17 protein-coding genes are annotated in these 16,759 nt (G+C 69.9%); 9 read left to right on the plus strand and 8 right to left on the minus strand.

Annotation, left to right across the window (positions count from 1 at the left end; genetic code table 11):
• The coding region (locus ABZ833_RS44845; RefSeq protein ID WP_361059667.1) for a hypothetical protein at positions 1 to 229 on the plus strand (229 nt) is incomplete at its 5' end.
• A 157-nt stretch (positions 230 to 386) separates the two neighbouring features.
• Here ABZ833_RS44845 and ABZ833_RS44850 read toward each other — a convergent pair.
• The gene (locus ABZ833_RS44850; protein WP_361059670.1) at positions 387 to 1,028 is read right to left on the minus strand and encodes a DNA-3-methyladenine glycosylase; all 642 of its coding nucleotides are present in this window, start codon (positions 1,026 to 1,028) and stop codon (positions 387 to 389) included.
• Between the two features lie 166 nt (positions 1,029 to 1,194).
• On the opposite strand from ABZ833_RS44850, the gene ABZ833_RS44855 reads away from it, so the two are divergent.
• From ABZ833_RS44855 to ABZ833_RS44865, 3 genes are all read left to right on the plus strand, one after another.
• Positions 1,195 to 1,977 (plus strand): sporulation protein, encoded by a 783-nt coding sequence (locus tag ABZ833_RS44855; protein WP_361059673.1) that lies wholly within the window; start codon positions 1,195 to 1,197, stop codon positions 1,975 to 1,977.
• Between the two features lie 60 nt (positions 1,978 to 2,037).
• A complete protein-coding gene (locus tag ABZ833_RS44860) occupies positions 2,038 to 2,577 on the plus strand; it encodes a YbhB/YbcL family Raf kinase inhibitor-like protein (RefSeq protein ID WP_249590770.1) in 540 nt (179 codons plus the stop codon).
• 147 nt (positions 2,578 to 2,724) lie between these two features.
• Positions 2,725 to 3,231 (plus strand): HNH endonuclease, encoded by a 507-nt coding sequence (locus tag ABZ833_RS44865; RefSeq protein ID WP_361059677.1) that lies wholly within the window; start codon positions 2,725 to 2,727, stop codon positions 3,229 to 3,231.
• Between the two features lie 56 nt (positions 3,232 to 3,287).
• Here ABZ833_RS44865 and ABZ833_RS44870 read toward each other — a convergent pair whose 3' ends face one another.
• From ABZ833_RS44870 to ABZ833_RS44880, 3 genes are all read right to left on the minus strand, one after another.
• Positions 3,288 to 4,220 (minus strand): SPFH domain-containing protein, encoded by a 933-nt coding sequence (locus ABZ833_RS44870; RefSeq protein WP_249590768.1) that lies wholly within the window; start codon positions 4,218 to 4,220, stop codon positions 3,288 to 3,290.
• 135 nt (positions 4,221 to 4,355) lie between these two features.
• Complete coding sequence (locus tag ABZ833_RS44875) at positions 4,356 to 4,784, minus strand: NfeD family protein (RefSeq protein WP_361059680.1); 429 nt, start codon at positions 4,782 to 4,784, stop codon at positions 4,356 to 4,358.
• Positions 4,785 to 4,867: 83 nt separating this feature from the next.
• Positions 4,868 to 5,665 (minus strand): ABC transporter ATP-binding protein, encoded by a 798-nt coding sequence (locus tag ABZ833_RS44880; protein WP_249590766.1) that lies wholly within the window; start codon positions 5,663 to 5,665, stop codon positions 4,868 to 4,870.
• Between the two features lie 123 nt (positions 5,666 to 5,788).
• On the opposite strand from ABZ833_RS44880, the gene ABZ833_RS44885 reads away from it, so the two are divergent.
• Entirely contained in the window at positions 5,789 to 6,568 is a 780-nt protein-coding gene (locus tag ABZ833_RS44885) for a hypothetical protein (RefSeq protein ID WP_361059683.1), read from the plus strand.
• 200 nt (positions 6,569 to 6,768) lie between these two features.
• Here ABZ833_RS44885 and ABZ833_RS44890 read toward each other — a convergent pair whose 3' ends face one another.
• From ABZ833_RS44890 to ABZ833_RS44900, 3 genes are all read right to left on the minus strand, one after another.
• On the minus strand, positions 6,769 to 7,014 hold the full coding sequence (locus ABZ833_RS44890; protein ID WP_249590764.1) for a chaplin: 246 nt from the start codon (positions 7,012 to 7,014) through the stop codon (positions 6,769 to 6,771).
• A 170-nt stretch (positions 7,015 to 7,184) separates the two neighbouring features.
• Complete coding sequence (locus ABZ833_RS44895; protein ID WP_361059686.1) at positions 7,185 to 7,847, minus strand: response regulator transcription factor; 663 nt, start codon at positions 7,845 to 7,847, stop codon at positions 7,185 to 7,187.
• Positions 7,840 to 9,021 (minus strand): GAF domain-containing sensor histidine kinase, encoded by a 1,182-nt coding sequence (locus ABZ833_RS44900; RefSeq protein WP_361059689.1) that lies wholly within the window; start codon positions 9,019 to 9,021, stop codon positions 7,840 to 7,842. The genes ABZ833_RS44895 and ABZ833_RS44900 overlap by 8 nt, the downstream gene beginning before the upstream one ends.
• Before the next feature lie 193 nt (positions 9,022 to 9,214).
• On the opposite strand from ABZ833_RS44900, the gene ABZ833_RS44905 reads away from it, so the two are divergent.
• The 3 genes from ABZ833_RS44905 (at position 9,215) to ABZ833_RS44915 (ending at position 12,019) form a co-directional block, all read left to right on the plus strand.
• A complete protein-coding gene (locus ABZ833_RS44905; protein WP_361059692.1) occupies positions 9,215 to 9,925 on the plus strand; it encodes an SDR family oxidoreductase in 711 nt (236 codons plus the stop codon).
• Positions 9,922 to 11,004 (plus strand): S-adenosylmethionine:tRNA ribosyltransferase-isomerase, encoded by a 1,083-nt coding sequence (locus tag ABZ833_RS44910; protein WP_361059694.1) that lies wholly within the window; start codon positions 9,922 to 9,924, stop codon positions 11,002 to 11,004. Before ABZ833_RS44905 ends, ABZ833_RS44910 begins: the two co-directional genes overlap by 4 nt.
• Before the next feature lie 295 nt (positions 11,005 to 11,299).
• Positions 11,300 to 12,019 carry a transglycosylase SLT domain-containing protein gene (locus ABZ833_RS44915; RefSeq protein ID WP_361059696.1) on the plus strand — a complete coding sequence of 240 codons (720 nt, stop codon included), beginning with the start codon at positions 11,300 to 11,302 and terminating at the stop codon, positions 12,017 to 12,019.
• 124 nt (positions 12,020 to 12,143) lie between these two features.
• Here the strand turns inward: ABZ833_RS44915 and ABZ833_RS44920 are convergent, their stop codons facing one another.
• The gene (locus tag ABZ833_RS44920; protein WP_361059699.1) at positions 12,144 to 14,750 is read right to left on the minus strand and encodes an FHA domain-containing protein; all 2,607 of its coding nucleotides are present in this window, start codon (positions 14,748 to 14,750) and stop codon (positions 12,144 to 12,146) included.
• A 263-nt stretch (positions 14,751 to 15,013) separates the two neighbouring features.
• On the opposite strand from ABZ833_RS44920, the gene ABZ833_RS44925 reads away from it, so the two are divergent.
• Entirely contained in the window at positions 15,014 to 16,729 is a 1,716-nt protein-coding gene (locus ABZ833_RS44925) for a streptophobe family protein (protein ID WP_361059702.1), read from the plus strand.
• The last annotated feature ends 30 nt before the right edge of the window (positions 16,730 to 16,759 follow it).

Here is a 16,759-nt window from a genome sequence, read left to right on the forward strand (position 1 = left end):
GGCGTTGACTTTTGGCACGCTGTTGAGTTCTCAAGGAACGGACGCTTCCTTTGTACTCACCCTCTCGGGCTTTCCTCCGGGCGCTTCCCTTCGGTATTTCGTGTTTCCAACCTTACCAGATCCGTTTTCCGTTCCGTTTCCGGTTCGGATTTCATTTCCGGTGGCCGTTGGAGGGCCTTTGCCTTTCGGCGTGTTCACTACGTTAGCGGATTCCCTCGGCAACTCATAATCGAGTTCCGCGAGTTCGAATTCAGGCATGCGAGCACGCCAAATTCGCCCCCGCTGAGGGGAAGTTGTAGGTAGTGGTTGGCCGCTTCCGGCTGCTGGCAGATTGCCGTACCCGGGTCAAGCGGCTCGGGCCACATTACGGTCCGCCATGGGCCGCGTCAAGTTGAGCGGCGTCGGGGCGTATGGGCCCGATAAGGGCTCACCGTCGGGTCGTTGGGGGTCCAGAAGCGCCAGGGGTGGACGGCTCCGTCGCCGCCGACTCCCGTGCGGGGGCCGTTGCTGACCTGGTCGGGGTGGACGGGGGTGCCCGCAAGGAGGGTGAGAGGAGCGTCCTGGCCCGCGCAGAGGTCGGCGCCGTTCAGGCTTCGGTCCACGTCAAGGGCTGTGGCCAGGCGCGCCGGGCCCTTGGCCAGTTCCCTGTCGTTGCGGGCCGAGAGTCGACGCTTGCGGGCGATCTCGGCACCGGTCGTGATCTCCCCGGCCCTGAGCAGGACTCCGCTCGCCTTGCCCTCCGGGCCGCACACGACGTTGAGGCAGTGCCACATGCCGTAGGTGAAGTAGACGTACGCGTGTCCGGGCGGACCGAACATCACGCTGTTGCGGGCGGTGGGGCCGCGATAGGCATGTGAACCCGGATCGGCCTCGCCCGCGTACGCCTCCACCTCTGTCAGGCGCAGCTCGATCGGACCGTCCGGTGAGGTGCGGACGAGAACGCGGCCCAGTAGATCCGGGGCCACGTCGAGGACAGGGCGCTCGAAGAAGTCACGTGTGAGGGGCGTACGGTCAAGGGCCTCGATCATGGCGTCCGAGCCTAATGGAGACGGTCTGTACGGGTGGGTGGTCACCGGCCGTACCGATTGCCAGGGTGAGGACGCGGAACCGGACGTGGGTTCACCGCGTTTGTATGGATCAAGGATTCAAGTCGAGTCGAGTCGAACCACAGGCGGGGCCTGGGGGAGGAGAGTCATGGGGTTCAAGAAGCTGCTTGCGAGCCTGGGTGCCGGCGGTGCCTCGGTGGAGACGGTGCTGACCGAGGTCAATGTCGTACCCGGTGGTGTCGTCCAGGGTGAGGTGCGGATCCAGGGCGGATCCGTGGACCAAGAGATCGAGGGTCTTTCCGTCGGTCTGCAGGCGCGGGTCGAGGTCGAGGGCAACGACCAGGAGACGAAGCAGGACATCGAGTTCACGAAGCTGCGCCTCGGTGGGGCCTTCACGCTCCAGGCGGGCCAGGTGCACGCGGTGCCGTTCGGCCTCGAGATCCCCTGGGAGACGCCGGTCACCTCCATCGACGGGCAGCAGCTGCGCGGGATGAACATCGGTGTGACCACCGAGCTCGAGATCGCGCGGGCCGTGGACTCCGGCGACCTGGACCCGGTCAACGTGCACCCGCTGCCGGCGCAGCAGGCCATCCTGGACGCCTTCATCCAGCTGGGCTTCCGCTTCAAGAGCGCCGACATGGAGCGCGGGCACATCCGCGGCACGCGCCAGAAGCTGCCGTTCTACCAGGAGATCGAGTTCTTCCCGCCGCAGCAGTACCGCGGCCTGAACCAGGTCGAGTTGAGCTTCGTGGCCGACGACCGCGAGATGGACGTCATCCTGGAGATGGACAAGAAGCCCGGTCTCTTCAGCGAGGGCAGCGACTCGTTCCGGTCGTTCAAGGTCGGCCTGAACGACTTCCAGGGCACGGACTGGGCGGCGTACCTCAACGAGTGGCTGTCCCAGGTCGGCAGCAAGCGCAACTGGTTCTAGGCTCGGTACGGAAGAGCTGCAGAGCTACCGCCGATCAGGAACCAACCAGGAGGTGCCGACGTGACCGAGCTCAAGAGGCCGCCGCTTCCCCATGACTTCCATCCGCCCGTGGCGTCGTTCACGGTCGTGAGCGAGGACTTCGAGCCGGGGGCGGTCCTTAAGGACGCTCAGGTCCATGCGGCCGGGAACACCTCGCCGCACCTGCGGTGGGAGGGCTTCCCGCCGGAGACCAAGAGCTTCGCCGTGACGTGCTTCGACCCGGACGCTCCCACGGGCAGCGGGTTCTGGCACTGGTCCGTCATCGACATCCCGGTGTCGGTGACCGAGCTGCCCACCGGTGCGGGCAGCGGCAAGTTCGAGGGACTGCCCGAGGGTGCGGTGCAGGTGCGCAACGACTACGGGACGAAGGAGTTCGGGGGCGCGGCGCCGCCGCCCGGCGACCCGGCGCACCGTTATGTGTTCACCGTGTACGCGGTGGACCAGGAGAAGCTCGGGCCGGACTCGGACGCTTCGCCCGCCGTCATCGGATTCAACCTCCGGTTCCACACGCTCGGACGCGCGCAGGTGCTCGCCGAGTACGCGGCTCCCGCCGGTAGCTGAGCGTTCACCGAACGTTTGCCCGCCCCTGGTCATGGAAGTGATCAGGGGCGGGCATTTTTTATTGCGTTGTCCATCTCGGCGTGCCCGGCCAGAGTTGATCCCAGCCCGCCAGGGGGTGGGTCGGTGTGCATACGGGAGGTGGGCGAAATGCGGGACACGCTGGTGCTGAACGCGAGCTTCGAGCCGCTGTCGACGGTGACGCTGAACCGTGCCGTCGTGCTGGTCCTGACGGACAAGGCCGTCGTGGAGCAGGCCCACCCCGGACTCCGTGTGCGCGCGGCGGCGGTCGAGATACCGGTGCCGCGGGTGATCAGGCTCTCCAGGTATGTACGGGTGCCGTTCCGAAGACAGGCTCCGTGGTCACGGCGCGGTGTTCTCGTGAGGGACCAGCACCGGTGCGCGTACTGCGGGAGGCGGGCGACGACCGTGGACCATGTGGTGCCGCGGGCGCAGGGCGGCAGGGACTCCTGGCTGAACACGGTCGCTTCGTGCGCGACGGACAATCACCGCAAGGCGGACCGCACCCCCGAGGAGGCCGGGATGCCGTTGTTGCGGCAGCCCTTTGAGCCGACTCCCGCGGATGCGATGTTGCTGGCGCTCGGCCGGGACGGGTTGGCGACGCTGCCGGGTTGGCTGGCGACGTCTGCCGCGTAGGCGCGTGCGGGTTGTTCTTGGCTGAGCGTGCAGTTCCCCGCGCCCCTTCGGGGCTCTCAGTCGATCGGCGGTTGTTCGCGGCGCTCCTTGGGGGCGCCGCCAGAGCCGCCGCCCATGGGGTTGAAGTTGCCGAGCGCGCCACCGAGGCCCTTGAGGGCGTCGCCGATCTCGCTGGGCACGATCCAGAGCTTGTTCGCGTCGCCCTCGGCGATCTTCGGGAGCATCTGGAGGTACTGGTAGGAGAGGAGCTTCTGGTCCGGGTCGCCCGCGTGGATGGACTCGAAGACCGTGCGGATCGCCTGGGCCTCGCCCTCGGCGCGCAGGGCCGCGGCCTTGGCCTCACCTTCGGCGCGCAGGATCGCGGACTGCTTCTCACCTTCGGCGCGCAGGATCTCCGACTGCCGGACACCTTCGGCCTGGAGGATCGCGGCGCGCTTGTCGCGGTCGGCGCGCATCTGCTTCTCCATCGAGTCCTGGATGGAGGTCGGCGGCTCGATCGCCTTGAGCTCGACGCGGTTGACGCGGATGCCCCACTTGCCGGTGGCCTCGTCGAGGACGCCGCGCAGCGCGGCGTTGATCTCCTCGCGGGACGTCAGGGTCCGCTCGAGGTCCATGCCACCGATGATGTTGCGGAGGGTGGTGACCGTGAGCTGCTCGATCGCCTGGATGTAGCTGGCGACTTCGTACGTCGCGGCGCGGGCGTCGGTCACCTGGTAGTAGATGACGGTGTCGATGTTCACCACGAGGTTGTCCTGGGTGATCACCGGCTGGGGCGGGAACGGGACGACCTGTTCACGGAGGTCGATGCGGTTGCGGATCGAGTCGATGAACGGGACGACGATGTTCAGGCCCGCGTTCAGCGTGCGTGTGTAGCGGCCGAAGCGCTCGACGATCGCCGCGCTGGCCTGCGGGATCACCTGGATCGTCTTGATCAGGGCGATGAAGACCAGCACCACCAGAATGATCAGGACGATGATGATTGGTTGCATCGTTGTTCCCCGTACCCCTCTTGCTCGGTGTTCCCCAAAGATCCGCGGAGCCTGAACCCGCCCCCGTGAAGATCTTGCTGGTCGAGTCTGTCAGACCGTCGCACACCCCGTGGTGCATTCACCTGACGACGGCCGTCACATGACGACGGCGGTCGCTCCGTCGATCTCGACGACATCCACCTCGCGTCCCGCCTCGTAGCTCTGCGAGGTGTCGAGCGAGCGGGCCGACCAGATCTCGCCGGCGAGCTTGATCCGGCCTCCTGAGGCGTCGACCCGTTCCAGGACGACGGCTGTCCTGCCCTTCAACGCGTCCACTCCCGTGGCCAGTTCGGGCCGTTGGGAGCGCTGGCGCGCCGCCACGGGGCGTACGACCGCGATGAGCGCGACCGACACCGCGGCGAAGACGATGACTTGGAGTACGGTGCCGCCGCCGAGGCCCGCGGTCACGGCGCCCGCGACGGCGCCCACGGAGAGCATGCCGAACTCCGGCATCGCGGTCAGTACGAGCGGGATTCCGAGCGCGGCGGCGCCGATCAGCCACCACACCCATGCGTCGATGTCCACATGGTCATGGTAGGACCGCGGGACCTTCCCGCACAGGGCACGTGATCTATCGGCCGGAGCGGGCCCGGCCGTTCGCGCCGGTGTCAGCCGAGCGGGAGACCCTGTGCGCTCCAGCGCTCGCCCCGCTCCTCGACCACCAGGGGCAGTCCGAAGCAGAGGGAGAGGTTGCGGGAGGTCAGTTCGAGCTCCAGCGGGCCCGCGGCCATGATCTTGCCCTGGCGGATCATCAGGACGTGGGTGAAGCCGGGGGCGATCTCCTCGACGTGGTGCGTGACCATGATCATCGAGGGGGCGATCGGGTCGCGGGCGAGGCGGCCGAGGCGGCGTACGAGGTCTTCGCGGCCGCCGAGGTCGAGGCCCGCGGCGGGCTCGTCGAGGAGGAGCAGCTCGGGGTCCGTCATCAGGGCGCGCGCGATCAGGGTGCGCTTGCGCTCGCCCTCGGAGAGGGTGCCGAACTTGCGGTCCAGGTAGTCGGTCATGCCGAGGCGGTCGAGGAAGGCGCGGGCGCGCTGCTCGTCGACGTCCTCGTAGTCCTCGTGCCAGCCGGCCGTCATGCCGTACGCGGCCGTGAGCACCGTCTGGAGCACGGTCTGGCCCTTGGGCAGCTTCTCGGCCATCGCGATACCGGCGACGCCGATGCGCGGGCGGAGCTCGAAGACGTCCGTGCCGGGCTTGCCGAGGGTCTCGCCGAGGATGGTGGCGGTGCCGGTGCTCGGGTAGAGGTAGCTGGACGCGACGTTCAGAAGGGTGGTCTTGCCCGCGCCGTTCGGCCCGAGGATGACCCATCGCTCACCCTCCTTGACCGACCAGGAGACCTGGTCCACCAGAGCCCGGCCCTCGCGGACCACGGATACGTCCTCCAGCTCCAGTACATCGCTCATGAGCGCGTTGTCTCCCATTGCAGTCTCGGCTGTCGCTTGCGTCTGTGGACGCAGTCCCCTGGGAGAAAACCTACGCCACCGGCCGAGCGCTCCAGCCCTTAGCCCGGTCCTTAGGCTGTACGCATGCTCTCGGAACCACGCTCAGGACGCTTGGCAGCATGGGGAAATGCCCTTCTTGCCGGACTTGTCTCGCCGGACGACGCGGTGCTCGCGATGGTCGGCGACGACGCCGTGCACCGGGTCGAAGGTCTCCCCGGCGAGTCGGGTCCCGTCGGTCTCACGCTCGCCCTCGGACGATTGCGCACGCTGGGGGTGACCGGGCTGCGGCTCGCGCTGCCCGCGCCGGGCCATCCGCTCGGCCTGAGCGGGCCGCCCGCCTTCAACGCGCGGGCGCTTGAGGCGGAGGAGGCCGTCGTCGCCTACGGGGCGCCGTACGGTCTCGTGCCCGAGGTGTCCGAGGCGGGGCCCGCCGGTGATGTGCACGTGGAGGTCCTCTGGCACTGCCTGCCGGTACGGGAGGCGCCGCCCGCCGATGTGCCCTCGCTGGGCGAGGCGGAGCGTGAGCTCGCCGAGGCGCTGCGGGAGGCGACGGAGGTGCTCTCGAAGCTCGATGTCGCGGGCTCGGGTCCGGTGGCCGAAGCGGCGGTGGACGCGTACCGGGCGCGGGCCGAGCGGGGGCGGGAGGCTCTCGCGCCGGGATACCCGCCGCGTGCGGTACGGGTGTTGGAGCTGGCCCAGCGGGTCGGCCTGCTGGTCTCGGTGGCGTTCGAGAACGGCCATGGCGGGGCCGTGAGCGCCTCGGAGATGGCTGCGCGGGGGGCGGCGCTGCGTCCGGTCGAACGGACGGCTCGGCGGGCTCAGGTGGCCGCCTACAACGCTTACGTGGAGGAGCGGGAGCGATAGCCCTCGGAGGGGGCCTGAGCGGTCCCGGGGTTGCCCGGCGGCTGCCGCTGCGCGGCGGGGGACTTTGTCCGGCTGCGGGAGCGCCGTGGCTCGGCGCGCGGTTCCCCGCGCCCCTTACGGGGCACGGGGGCACACCGCAGACCGGCCCCCCGGGGAAGCACCCGGGAGGCCGGTAGTCACTGCTGCGCCTGGGGCGTGCCTCAGGTGTTGAGGCCGTTGTTCGCGAAGGCCGGGTTGAGGGCACCGATGACCGACACGGTGTTGCCCACGGCGTTCACGGGGATGTGCACCGGCGCCTGGACGAGGTTGCCCGAGCCGACGCCCGGCGACTTCACGGCCTTGCCGTCCGCGTGCGCGCCGCCCGTGGCGGAGGCGAGACCGGCACCGGCGACGACGAGGCCACCCGCCACCATCGTGACAGCAGCGGCCTTCTTCAGGTTCTTCACTTCTGGACCCTCCTTGCGATCGCTGCGGCCAGCCGCCGCAGCACGCACTGGAGAACGGCCGGGCGGCTCACAGGTTGCGCCAAACGAGGGACATCCACACGACGGTATGAATCTCAGCCCGGAACACGACGTTCCGTTCTGCCGGTTGACGGTGTGCGCCGGAGCGTGGATCAGCCGGTCACACCATGTCGTACGGCCCACAGGGCGGCCTGGGTGCGGTCGGCGAGGTCCAGCTTCATCAGGATGTTCGAGACGTGGGTCTTGACGGTCTTCTCGGAGAGCACGAGAGCACGCGCGATCTCGCGGTTCGAGCGGCCGTCGGCGATGAGCCCCAGGACCTCGCGCTCCCGCTCGGTGAGCGAACCGCCTCTCCCCTGCCCGGTGTTGGCCTCCTCCTGGGACAGCAGCGCTCCCGCCACCTCGGGCTGGAGCAGCACATGGCCCGCGTGCACGGAGCGGATGGCGCCCGCCAGGGCCTCCGGGTCGACGTCCTTGTAGACATACCCGGCGGCGCCCGCGCGCAGGGCCGGGACGACCGTGCGCTGCTCGGTGAAGCTGGTGACGATGAGCACGCGCGCGGGGTTGGCCAGTTCGCGGAGTTTGCGCAGCGCCTCGACGCCGTCCATGCCCGGCATCTTGACGTCCATGAGGACGACGTCCGGTTTCAACTTCTCGGCCTGCTCGACCCCTTCGGCGCCGTCCGACGCCTCGCCCACGACCTCGATGTCGTCCTGCACCTCGAGGAACGTACGCAGACCGCGGCGGACCACCTGGTGGTCGTCGACCAGCAGTACCCGGATCCCTGTCTTCGGATTGAACACAGCGTCAGCCACCGGGAACCTCCATCTCGATCGTCGTGCCCTTTCCGGGCTCCGATTCCACGGTCAGCCGTCCGCCGACCCCGCCGGCCCGGTCCCGCATGGAGACCAGGCCCAAGTGCCGCCCCGCGCGGCGGATCGCGCGCGGGTCGAAGCCGCTGCCGTCGTCGGTGACGCGCAGCACGGCTCCCGCTCCTTGACGCACCAGGGTCACGCAGACGCGTTCCGCGCCGGAGTGGCGCAAGGCATTGTGCAGGGCCTCCTGGGCGACCCGCAGCATCGCCTCCTCCTGGGATGCCGGCAGGGCGCGGATGCCGCCGCTCTCGAAGGTGACTTCGGCCGAGTGCGCGCGGTCCAGGACCTGCGTGTGCGTGCGCAAGGTGGCGACCAGGCCGTCCTCGTCCAGGGCCGCGGGGCGCAACTCCACGACGGCGGCGCGCAGTTCGTCGGCGGCCTCGGCCGCGAGCACGGCCACCTGCTGCAGTTCGCCCTTGGCGCGCGAGGGGTCGCGGTCCACCAGGGCCGCGGCGGCCTGGGCCGTCAGGCGCAGCGAGAACAGCTTCTGGCTGACCGCGTCGTGCAGTTCATGGGCGAGGCGTGAGCGCTCCTCGGCGATGGTCAGCTCGCGGCTGCGTTCGTAGAGCCGGGCGTTCGTGAGGGCGATCGCGGCGTGCTGGGCGAGGAGCGAGAGAAGCTCCTCGTCCTCGGCCGTGAAGCCGCAACCGCCGTCCGGCTTTGCGGGCCTTCGGGGGTCTGGGGGTCGCCCCCCAGAAGATCGCAGCTTGTTGGCGAGGAAGAGCGCGCCGAGCGTCTCGTCGCCGTACCGGATCGGGAGGCCCAGGAAGTCGGACATGTCCGGGTGGGCGGACGGCCAGCCCTCGAAGCGCGGGTCCGTGCGCACGTCCGCGAGGCGCTCGGGCTCGGCCTTGTGCAGCATCGCGGCGAGGATGCCGTGCTGACGGGGCAGCGGGCCGATGGCACGCCACTGCTCGTCGCTGACGCCGTCGACGACGAACTGGGCGAACCCTCCGTGATCGTCCGGGACACCGAGCGCCGCATACTCCGCGTCGAGCAGTTCGCGGGCCGAGGCGACGATCGTCTTGAGGACGTCGCGCACCTCCAGCTGTCTGCTCATGGCGAGAAGCGCGGAGCTCACCGCGTTCAGGCCGGACCGGTGACCTTGACTCATGGCCTCACCGTACCGGCGGGGTGTGACAGTGCGTATCGGACCTGTGGCGGCCAGAGCCTAGGGCCGTGGGCGTAGGCCGAAGGACCCTGGGCCGTTGCGGCCCGCGCACGAGGCGCCGGGGACGGGTCCGTTCCTACCGTGGGGTCATCCGCTGGAGAAGCGGCTGCCAGGGCGACCCGAGGGGACGGATGTCATGCCGGTAGCGATCATCACGGGGGCTTCGAAGGGACTGGGGCGTGCGCTGGGGGCGGCGCTCGCCGAGCGGGGCTGGGATCTGGTGCTCGACGCGAGAACGGCCGCCGCGCTCGATGAGTCCGCACGGGACCTGTCGGGGCGCGGCACGCGCGTGGAGGCCGTCGCGGGGGATGTCACCGATGCCGGGCACCGGGCGGATCTGGTGGCCGCCGCGCACAAGCTGGGCGGTCTCGATCTGCTGGTGAACAACGCGAGCGCGCTGGGTGCGGAGCCTCTCGTGCGCCTTGAGGAGCTCACGCTCGACGGGCTGCGGCAGGCACTGGAGACCAATGTGGTGGCGGCTCTGGGGCTGATCCAGGAGGCGCTGCCCTTGCTGCGGGCCTCGGGGGCGGGGGCGGTGGTCGACGTCAGCTCCGACGCGGCCGTCGAGGCGTACGAGACGTGGGGCGGGTACGGAGCGTCCAAGGCCGCTCTCGATCATCTGTCGGCGGTCCTTGCCGTGGAGGAGCCGGGGATCAGGGTGTGGGCGGTCGATCCCGGTGACATGCGGACCGATCTCTACGAAGCTGCCGTTCCGGACGACGAAGACGCCTCGGGCCGCCCGTCGCCCGAGACGGTGGTGCCCTCCTTCCTGCGGCTGCTCGACGAGCGCCCGCCGAGCGGTCGCTACGCCGCTCCCTCTCTTCTGGCTCTTCTGGACGCGCGATGACTCTGGCCGTGCGGGTGCCCGATGAGCTGTCGGCCCGTGTGCCCGCCGAGCAACGGGGGCAGGGGCTCGGCAGGGACGCGGTGCGGCTGCTCGTGTCGCGCGGGACAGAGGTCTCGCATCACGCGTTCGCCGACCTGCCCGAGCTGCTGCGGGCCGGGGACCTGCTGATCGTGAACACCTCACGGACACTGCCCGCAGCGGTCGACGGAACCGTCGGGCACGCGCGCGTGGTGGTCCATTTCTCGACCCGGGGCGACGACGGACGGTGGGCCGTCGAGTTGCGGGATCCGGACGGCCGGGGCACCACGCGGGCGCGCGCGGGCGGGCCCGCGAATTCAGTCGTGCGGCTCCCCGGGGACGTACGCCTTGTCCTCGACGAGCCGCTGGCCCCGGGGAGCGGGCGGTTGTGGTGGGCCAGGGTGCCGGCCGATGTGCCCTCGCTGCTGCGGCGGCACGGGCGTCCCATCCGCTACGCCTATACGGAGAGGGACCAGCCGCTCTCCGCCCACCAGACCGTGTTCGCGCTGCCGTCGGCCGACGGGACGGGCAGCGCGGAGATGCCGAGCGCGGCGCGGCCCTTCACCGCGGGCCTCGTGGCACGCCTGGTGAGCCGGGGTGTGCAGTTCGCGCCGGTCGTCCTGCATACGGGGGTGGCCTCGCCCGAGGCGCACGAGCCGCCGTATCCCGAGCTCTTCGAGGTGCCGGAGACATCAGCGCGGCTGGTCAATGCCGCGAGGGCGGGCGGCGGGCGGGTCATCGCGGTGGGTACGACGGCCGTGCGCGCCGTCGAGTCCGCCACGGGGCCCGACGGGGTGGTCCGGGCCGCAGCGGGCCGTACGGAGCTCGTAGTAACGCCCGAGCGGGGCGTGCGCGTGGTGGACGGGCTGCTCACGGGTCTGCACGAGCCGCAGGCCTCGCATCTGCTGATGCTGGAGGCGGTCGCGGGCCGGGCCGCCGTGGACCGGGGTTATGCCGAGGCGGTACGCCGTCTCTACCTGTGGCACGAGTTCGGCGACGTGCATCTCCTCCTTCCGGAGGAGTTTCCTCACGCAGAGAATTGCAGCGGCAACTGTTGGTGAGGTTGTTACGTGGTCGATGTGAGCCCGCGCATAGGACCCACGTCACGTACGAAGTCCCCTAGTGGATGAGATATCCCTTTATCCGCAGGGAGCGCAATGCCGTCAAAGCGTACGCCGCACCCCCTGATCCACTACCCGGCTTCGTACGTCACTGCTTTGCCACAGAATTTTGCGCCCGCTAAGAATTGCTCCCGTCGCTCGGCGCCGCGGTCTCGCACCGCGGCGTTTGTGCCGGAGAAGCAAATGTCCCCCGCCGGCCAGAGCGACCTCCGCGATTCGAAGAGGTCCATCAGCCATGTCCAAGCACAGCACCCCTGGTCATAGTCGCCCCGCGCCGACCAAGACCCAGAAGTTCTCGATCGCCGGTGTCGCCACGCTCGGCGCCGCCGCCCTCGCGTTCTCCCTCGTGCCGGGCAGCGCCGATGCAGGAACGCAGACGCAGAGCCTCGAAGCCGCCCCGGTGGCCTTCAAGCAGAACGTCGACGCCCAGCAGGCCGTCCACGCCGGTGTCATCAAGCAGCAGAACACCGCCGACAAGCAGGCGAAGGACGCCGCCGCCGCGAAGGCGAAGGCCGAGGCCGACGCCGCAGCGAAGAAGCGGGCCGACGAGGAGGCCGCGGCCAAGAAGAAGGCCGAGGACGAGCGCAAGGCCAAGGAAGCCGCGAGCCGTGCCGCCGCGCGCAAGCCGGTCTACGCCAACAACCTCGACGGCTGGATCCGCCAGTCCCTGGACATCATGAAGGCCAAGGGCATCCCCGGCTCCTACGAGGGCCTGCACCGCAACATCATCCGTGAGTCCGCGGGCGACCCGAACGCCAAGAACGGCTGGGACATCAACGCCATCAACGGCACCCCGTCGGTCGGCCTGCTCCAGGTCATCCAGCCCACGTTCAACGCGTACCACGTCGAGGGCACGTCCACGAACATCTACGACCCGGTCGCCAACATCACGGCCGCGGCCAACTACGCGGCCGACAGGTACGGCTCGATGGACAACGTGAACGGCGCCTACTGAGCCTGATCTCCTGATCAACGGACCTCTTCGCCGAGGCTCGTCAGACGCCGAAGGGCGGCACCCCACCGGGGTGCCGCCCTTCTCGTCTGCCCGTTCGTCTGCCCGTGTCCGTGGGCGGACGTGATTACTTGCGCATGACCTCCGGCTCGTGGCGGCGCAGCAGTCGCGCGACCGCGAAGCCGCAGATGACGCCGATCGCGAGCAGGATCGTGATGTTCATGCCCCACTGTCCTGCCGAGTGCTCCCACAGCGGGTCGAGGTCGCCCGGCTTCTTCGGGTCCCACGGCGGCATGAGGTGCGCCAGGTCCAGCGTGGCGCCGGCGCCGGCGATGGCCCAGCGCGAGGGCATCAGCCAGGCGAACTGCTCAAGGCCGGGCGAGCCGTAGACCTGGAAGAGCACGCCGGTGAAGACGACCTGGACGATCGCGAACATCACCAGGAGCGGCATGGTCTTCTCGGAGGTCTTCACCAGCGAGGAGATGACCAGGCCGAACATCATCGAGGTGAAGCCCAGGGCGATGATGACCAGGCAGATCTCGACGGCCGGGGGCATGATCAGGCCCTCTTCCGGCATGTCGCGGGTCGCGAAGCCGATGCCGCAGATGATGACGCCCTGGAAGGCTGTGATCACGCCGAGGACGATGACCTTGGACATCAGGTACGCCGAACGGGAAAGGCCGGTGGCCCGCTCCCGTTCGTAGATGACCCGTTCCTTGATCAGCTCACGTACGGAGTTGGCCGCGCCCGAGAAGCACATGCCGACCGCGAGGATCAGCATGATCGTGCCCGCGTCGCCGTTGAACTTCGACGGCGGCTTGGGCGGGCCGAGCCCGAAGTCGGCCGGGATGACGACGCTGACGATGCCGAGGACCGCGGGCAGGATCACCATCAGGCCCAGGAAGCCCTTGTCGGAGGCGATCACCGAGGTGTAGCGGCGGATCAGGGTCCACAGCTGGGAGCCCCAGCCCTGCGGCTTGGGCGGCCTGATCGCCTGCGCCGGCGGCATGTGGACGGACTGCGCGGCCACGGCGTCGATGTCGGCGGCGTACATCTGGTAGTGCTGCGAGCCCTTCCAGCGGCCCGCCCAGTCGTAGTCGCGGTAGTTCTCGAACGCCGAGAAGACGTCCGCCCACGTCTGGTAGCCGAAGAAGTTGAGCGCTTCCTCCGGCGGACCGAAGTACGCGACCGAGCCGCCCGGCGCCATCACCAGGAGCTTGTCGCAGATCGCCAGCTCGGCGACCGAGTGCGTGACGACCAGGACCGTACGGCCGTCGTCGGCGAGGCCGCGCAGGAGCTGCATGACGTCGCGGTCCATGCCCGGGTCGAGGCCGGAGGTCGGCTCGTCCAGGAAGATCAGCGACGGCTTGGTGAGCAGCTCGAGGGCCACCGACACACGCTTGCGCTGGCCACCGGAGAGGGAGGTGACCTTCTTCTCCTTGTGGATGTCCAGCTTGAGCTCGCGCAGGACCTCGTCGATGCGCTGCTCGCGCTCCTGCTCGCTGGTGTCCGAGGGGAAGCGCAGCTTGGCGGCGTACTTGAGGGCCTTCTTGACGGTCAGTTCCTTGTGCAGGATGTCGTCCTGCGGGACCAGACCGATGCGCTGGCGCAGCTCGGCGAACTGCTTGTAGAGGTTCCGGTTGTCGTAGAGGACGTCACCCTTGTTGGCGGGCCGGTAGCCGGTGAGCGCCTTGAGCAGGGTGGACTTTCCGGAGCCCGAGGGGCCGATGACCGCGATGAGCGACTTCTCCGGGACGCCGAAGGAGACGTCCTTGAGGATGTCCTTGCCGCCGTCGACCGTCACCGTCAGGTGGCGGGCGGAGAAGGAGACCTCACCGGTGTCGACGAACTCCTCGAGCCGGTCGCCGACGAGCCGGAACGTCGAGTGACCGACGCTGACGATGTCGTTCGGGCCGATGAGGGCCGTGCCCGACTTCGCGATCGGCTGACCGTTGATGTACGTGCCGTTGTGCGAGCCGAGGTCGTGGATCTCGAAGCGGCCGTCCGGGGTGGCCGTGAACTCGGCGTGGTGCCGTGAGACCTGGAGGTCGGAGACGACCAGTTCGTTCTCCAGGGCACGGCCGATGCGCATCTTGCGGCCGAGCGAGAGCTGGTGGAACGTCGTCGGGCTGCGGTCTCCGTAGACCGGCGGGGCCCCCGCGACACCGCCGGAACCCGCACCCGGGCCCTGCTGCTGCGGGACCTGCGGCTGCTGAGGCTGCTGGTGATGCGCCTGCTGCTGAGGCTGCGGCCAGCCCTGCTGCTGGGGCATCTGCTGCGGCGCCTGGTGCTGCGGCGCCTGCTGCTGGGGTGCCTGGGCGGCCCAGCCGGGTCCGCCCTGCTGCTGCGCGTGGTGCTGCGGTGCCTGGTGTTGCGGCGCCTGCTGGGCCGGTGCCTGCTGAGCGGCCTGCTGCGGCGCGGACACGGCGGCGGCACCCGCCGCGCTGCCGGACACATTCAGCCGCGGACCGTCGGTCGCGTTGCCGAGGTTCACGGCCGAGCCGGGGCCGATTTCCATCTGGTGGATCCGCTGGCCCTGCACAAAGGTGCCGTTGGTGCTGCCGTGGTCCTCGATGACCCAACTGCGGCCGCTCCAGCTGATCGTGGCGTGACGCCAGGACACCCTGGCGTCGTCAAGCGCGAGATCTCCCTGCGGATCACGTCCGAGGGTGTACGACCTGGACGGATCGAGCGTCCAGGTCCTTCCATTCAATTCCAGTACGAGTTCCGGCACTCCAGCCCCACTGAGTTGTCCCCCGAGCTAGCCCCCATATGGGGAGTCTAGGGATGTCGAACATCGGGAGGAACTATTTCAGGCGGAGGCCTCTGACCGAAAGTCGGGCCTTGTGAAGACTGCGTACGGGCCTCCGTGACCGCCCCGTTGACGGGGCAGAAACCGCCCCGGAGAGTAGTAACCGCCCACGAGTGCATACGGATCATGCGCATTGCGCACATCCCGTATGAATAGGGCGACGCGGCGGAAGTCGGGGGGTCCTCATGGAGACCGGCGGGAAACGGGCCGAAGGCCGGGGCGTGCGGTGGGGCGATGTGCTGCTCTCCGCGATCGCCGCCGTGAGCTGGGCTCTTGTCGGCATGGCCGGCACGGCCGCGCTCGGCCTGCATCTGCTCGGCGCGGACGCGGTGGGGTCACTGGGGCCGATGACGGCGGCTGTGGTGGCGCTCGGCGCGGGCGGCTCGGTCACCCCGTCCGGTGACGTCTCGGCGTTCGGACTCGAAGGGGCCGAGGCGACCACCGCCATCGACATCGCGCCGCTGGGCGTCGGGCTCGCGGGGGCGGTACTGCTGGCGTATTTCTTCCTACGTTCCTTGCGTGCGGCGGGAGTTGTGATCTCGCCCGCCGAACTGGCCGCGCGCGCGGGCGCCGTGATCGTCCTCTTTGTGGCGATGCTCGGCGGGCTGGCATGGGCGGGTCACGACATCATCACGATCGACGGCGGCCAGCTGGGGATCGACAAGGGCATCGGCGAGGGAATCGACCAGCTCCCGGACGACATCACGGACAAACTCCCCGACGGGCTCGGTGACGTCGGCGGCCTGCTGCCCGACCGGCTCGGCGACCTCGCACAGGCGAAGGCGGCGGTCGGCTTCACCGTGGACACGGGTCCGACGCTGCTCGGGGGCGCGGTGTGGGTCGTCGGCGTCCTGTTGATCGCGCTGCTCGCCTCACGCCGTACGCCGCTGCCGCGGGGGTGGGACGCCGTGCACCGCGTGGTGCGGCCCGCCGCCTCCGGTCTTGTCGCGGTGGCGCTCGTGGCGGTGCTCGCCGGGCTCGCTGCGGCGCTGTACGCGATGATCGGCGACGCCCATCCCAAGCGCATCGCGGGGGCCGCGCTGCTCGGGGCGCCGAACGGGGTGTGGCTCGGGGTGCCGATCGGGCTCTTCGTGCCGTGGGACGGCGAGGCGACGGGTGAGCTGGCGAAGCTGCTCCCGGATCCGCTGGACGACCTCCTGACGGGGTCGGGCGGCTCGGGGAACGAGGCGGTGACGCTGGGGCGGCTCGCGGAACTCGACAGCCGGGTCTGGCTCCTCGGCGTCGCGGCGGCGCTGATGATCCTGTTCGCCGGGGTGCTCACCGCTGTCCGCACTCCCTACTTACGTGGCCGGACGGGTGCCCTGAAGTTCGCGGGGCAGTGTGCGGTGCGGCTCGGTGCGGTGACCGCGCTCGCGCTGCCGTTGATGGTGTGGCTGACGGGGGTGTCCGCGGACGCCTCGCTCTCGGTGCTCGGCTTCGACGCGTTCGGGGCGGGGATCGAGCTGCACGGTCAGCTGGGGATGGCGTTCCTGCTGGGTGCGGCGTGGGGTGCCGGTGCGGGGGCGGTGGGGGCGTTGCTCGCGGTGGCGAGTGGGGCCGCGGGGGGCCGGGTCGCGCCGCTTGCCCTTGGCGAGGGGGCGCCTGGGGTGGCGCCGCCTGCTGGGATGGCGGCGGCGGGTGGGGCGCGGGCTCCCGTTCCGGGGCCGTACAGCCCCGGCGATCCCTACCGGCCCGCGAACCCTGACACCAACCCGTACCTCCGGCCGCCGCGTGATGTCTCCGGGGCGCCGACGGTGGTGGGACCGGTCACTCCTCCCCCGCAGCCGAGGCCGAAGCCGAAGCCGCGGCCTCGCTCCTCGGGCGACGGCGACTGGCCTCCCCCACCGCCTCCTCCGCCGCCCCCGCCGGGGCAGGGCCCTCCGGGGGGCAGGGGGCGGTAGGGCCGCGTTCCCCTTCCGGGGGGGCGGGGT

It is taken from the genome of Streptomyces sp. NPDC047525 (assembly GCF_040643025.1).
Taxonomy (GTDB): domain Bacteria; phylum Actinomycetota; class Actinomycetes; order Streptomycetales; family Streptomycetaceae; genus Streptomyces; species Streptomyces durmitorensis.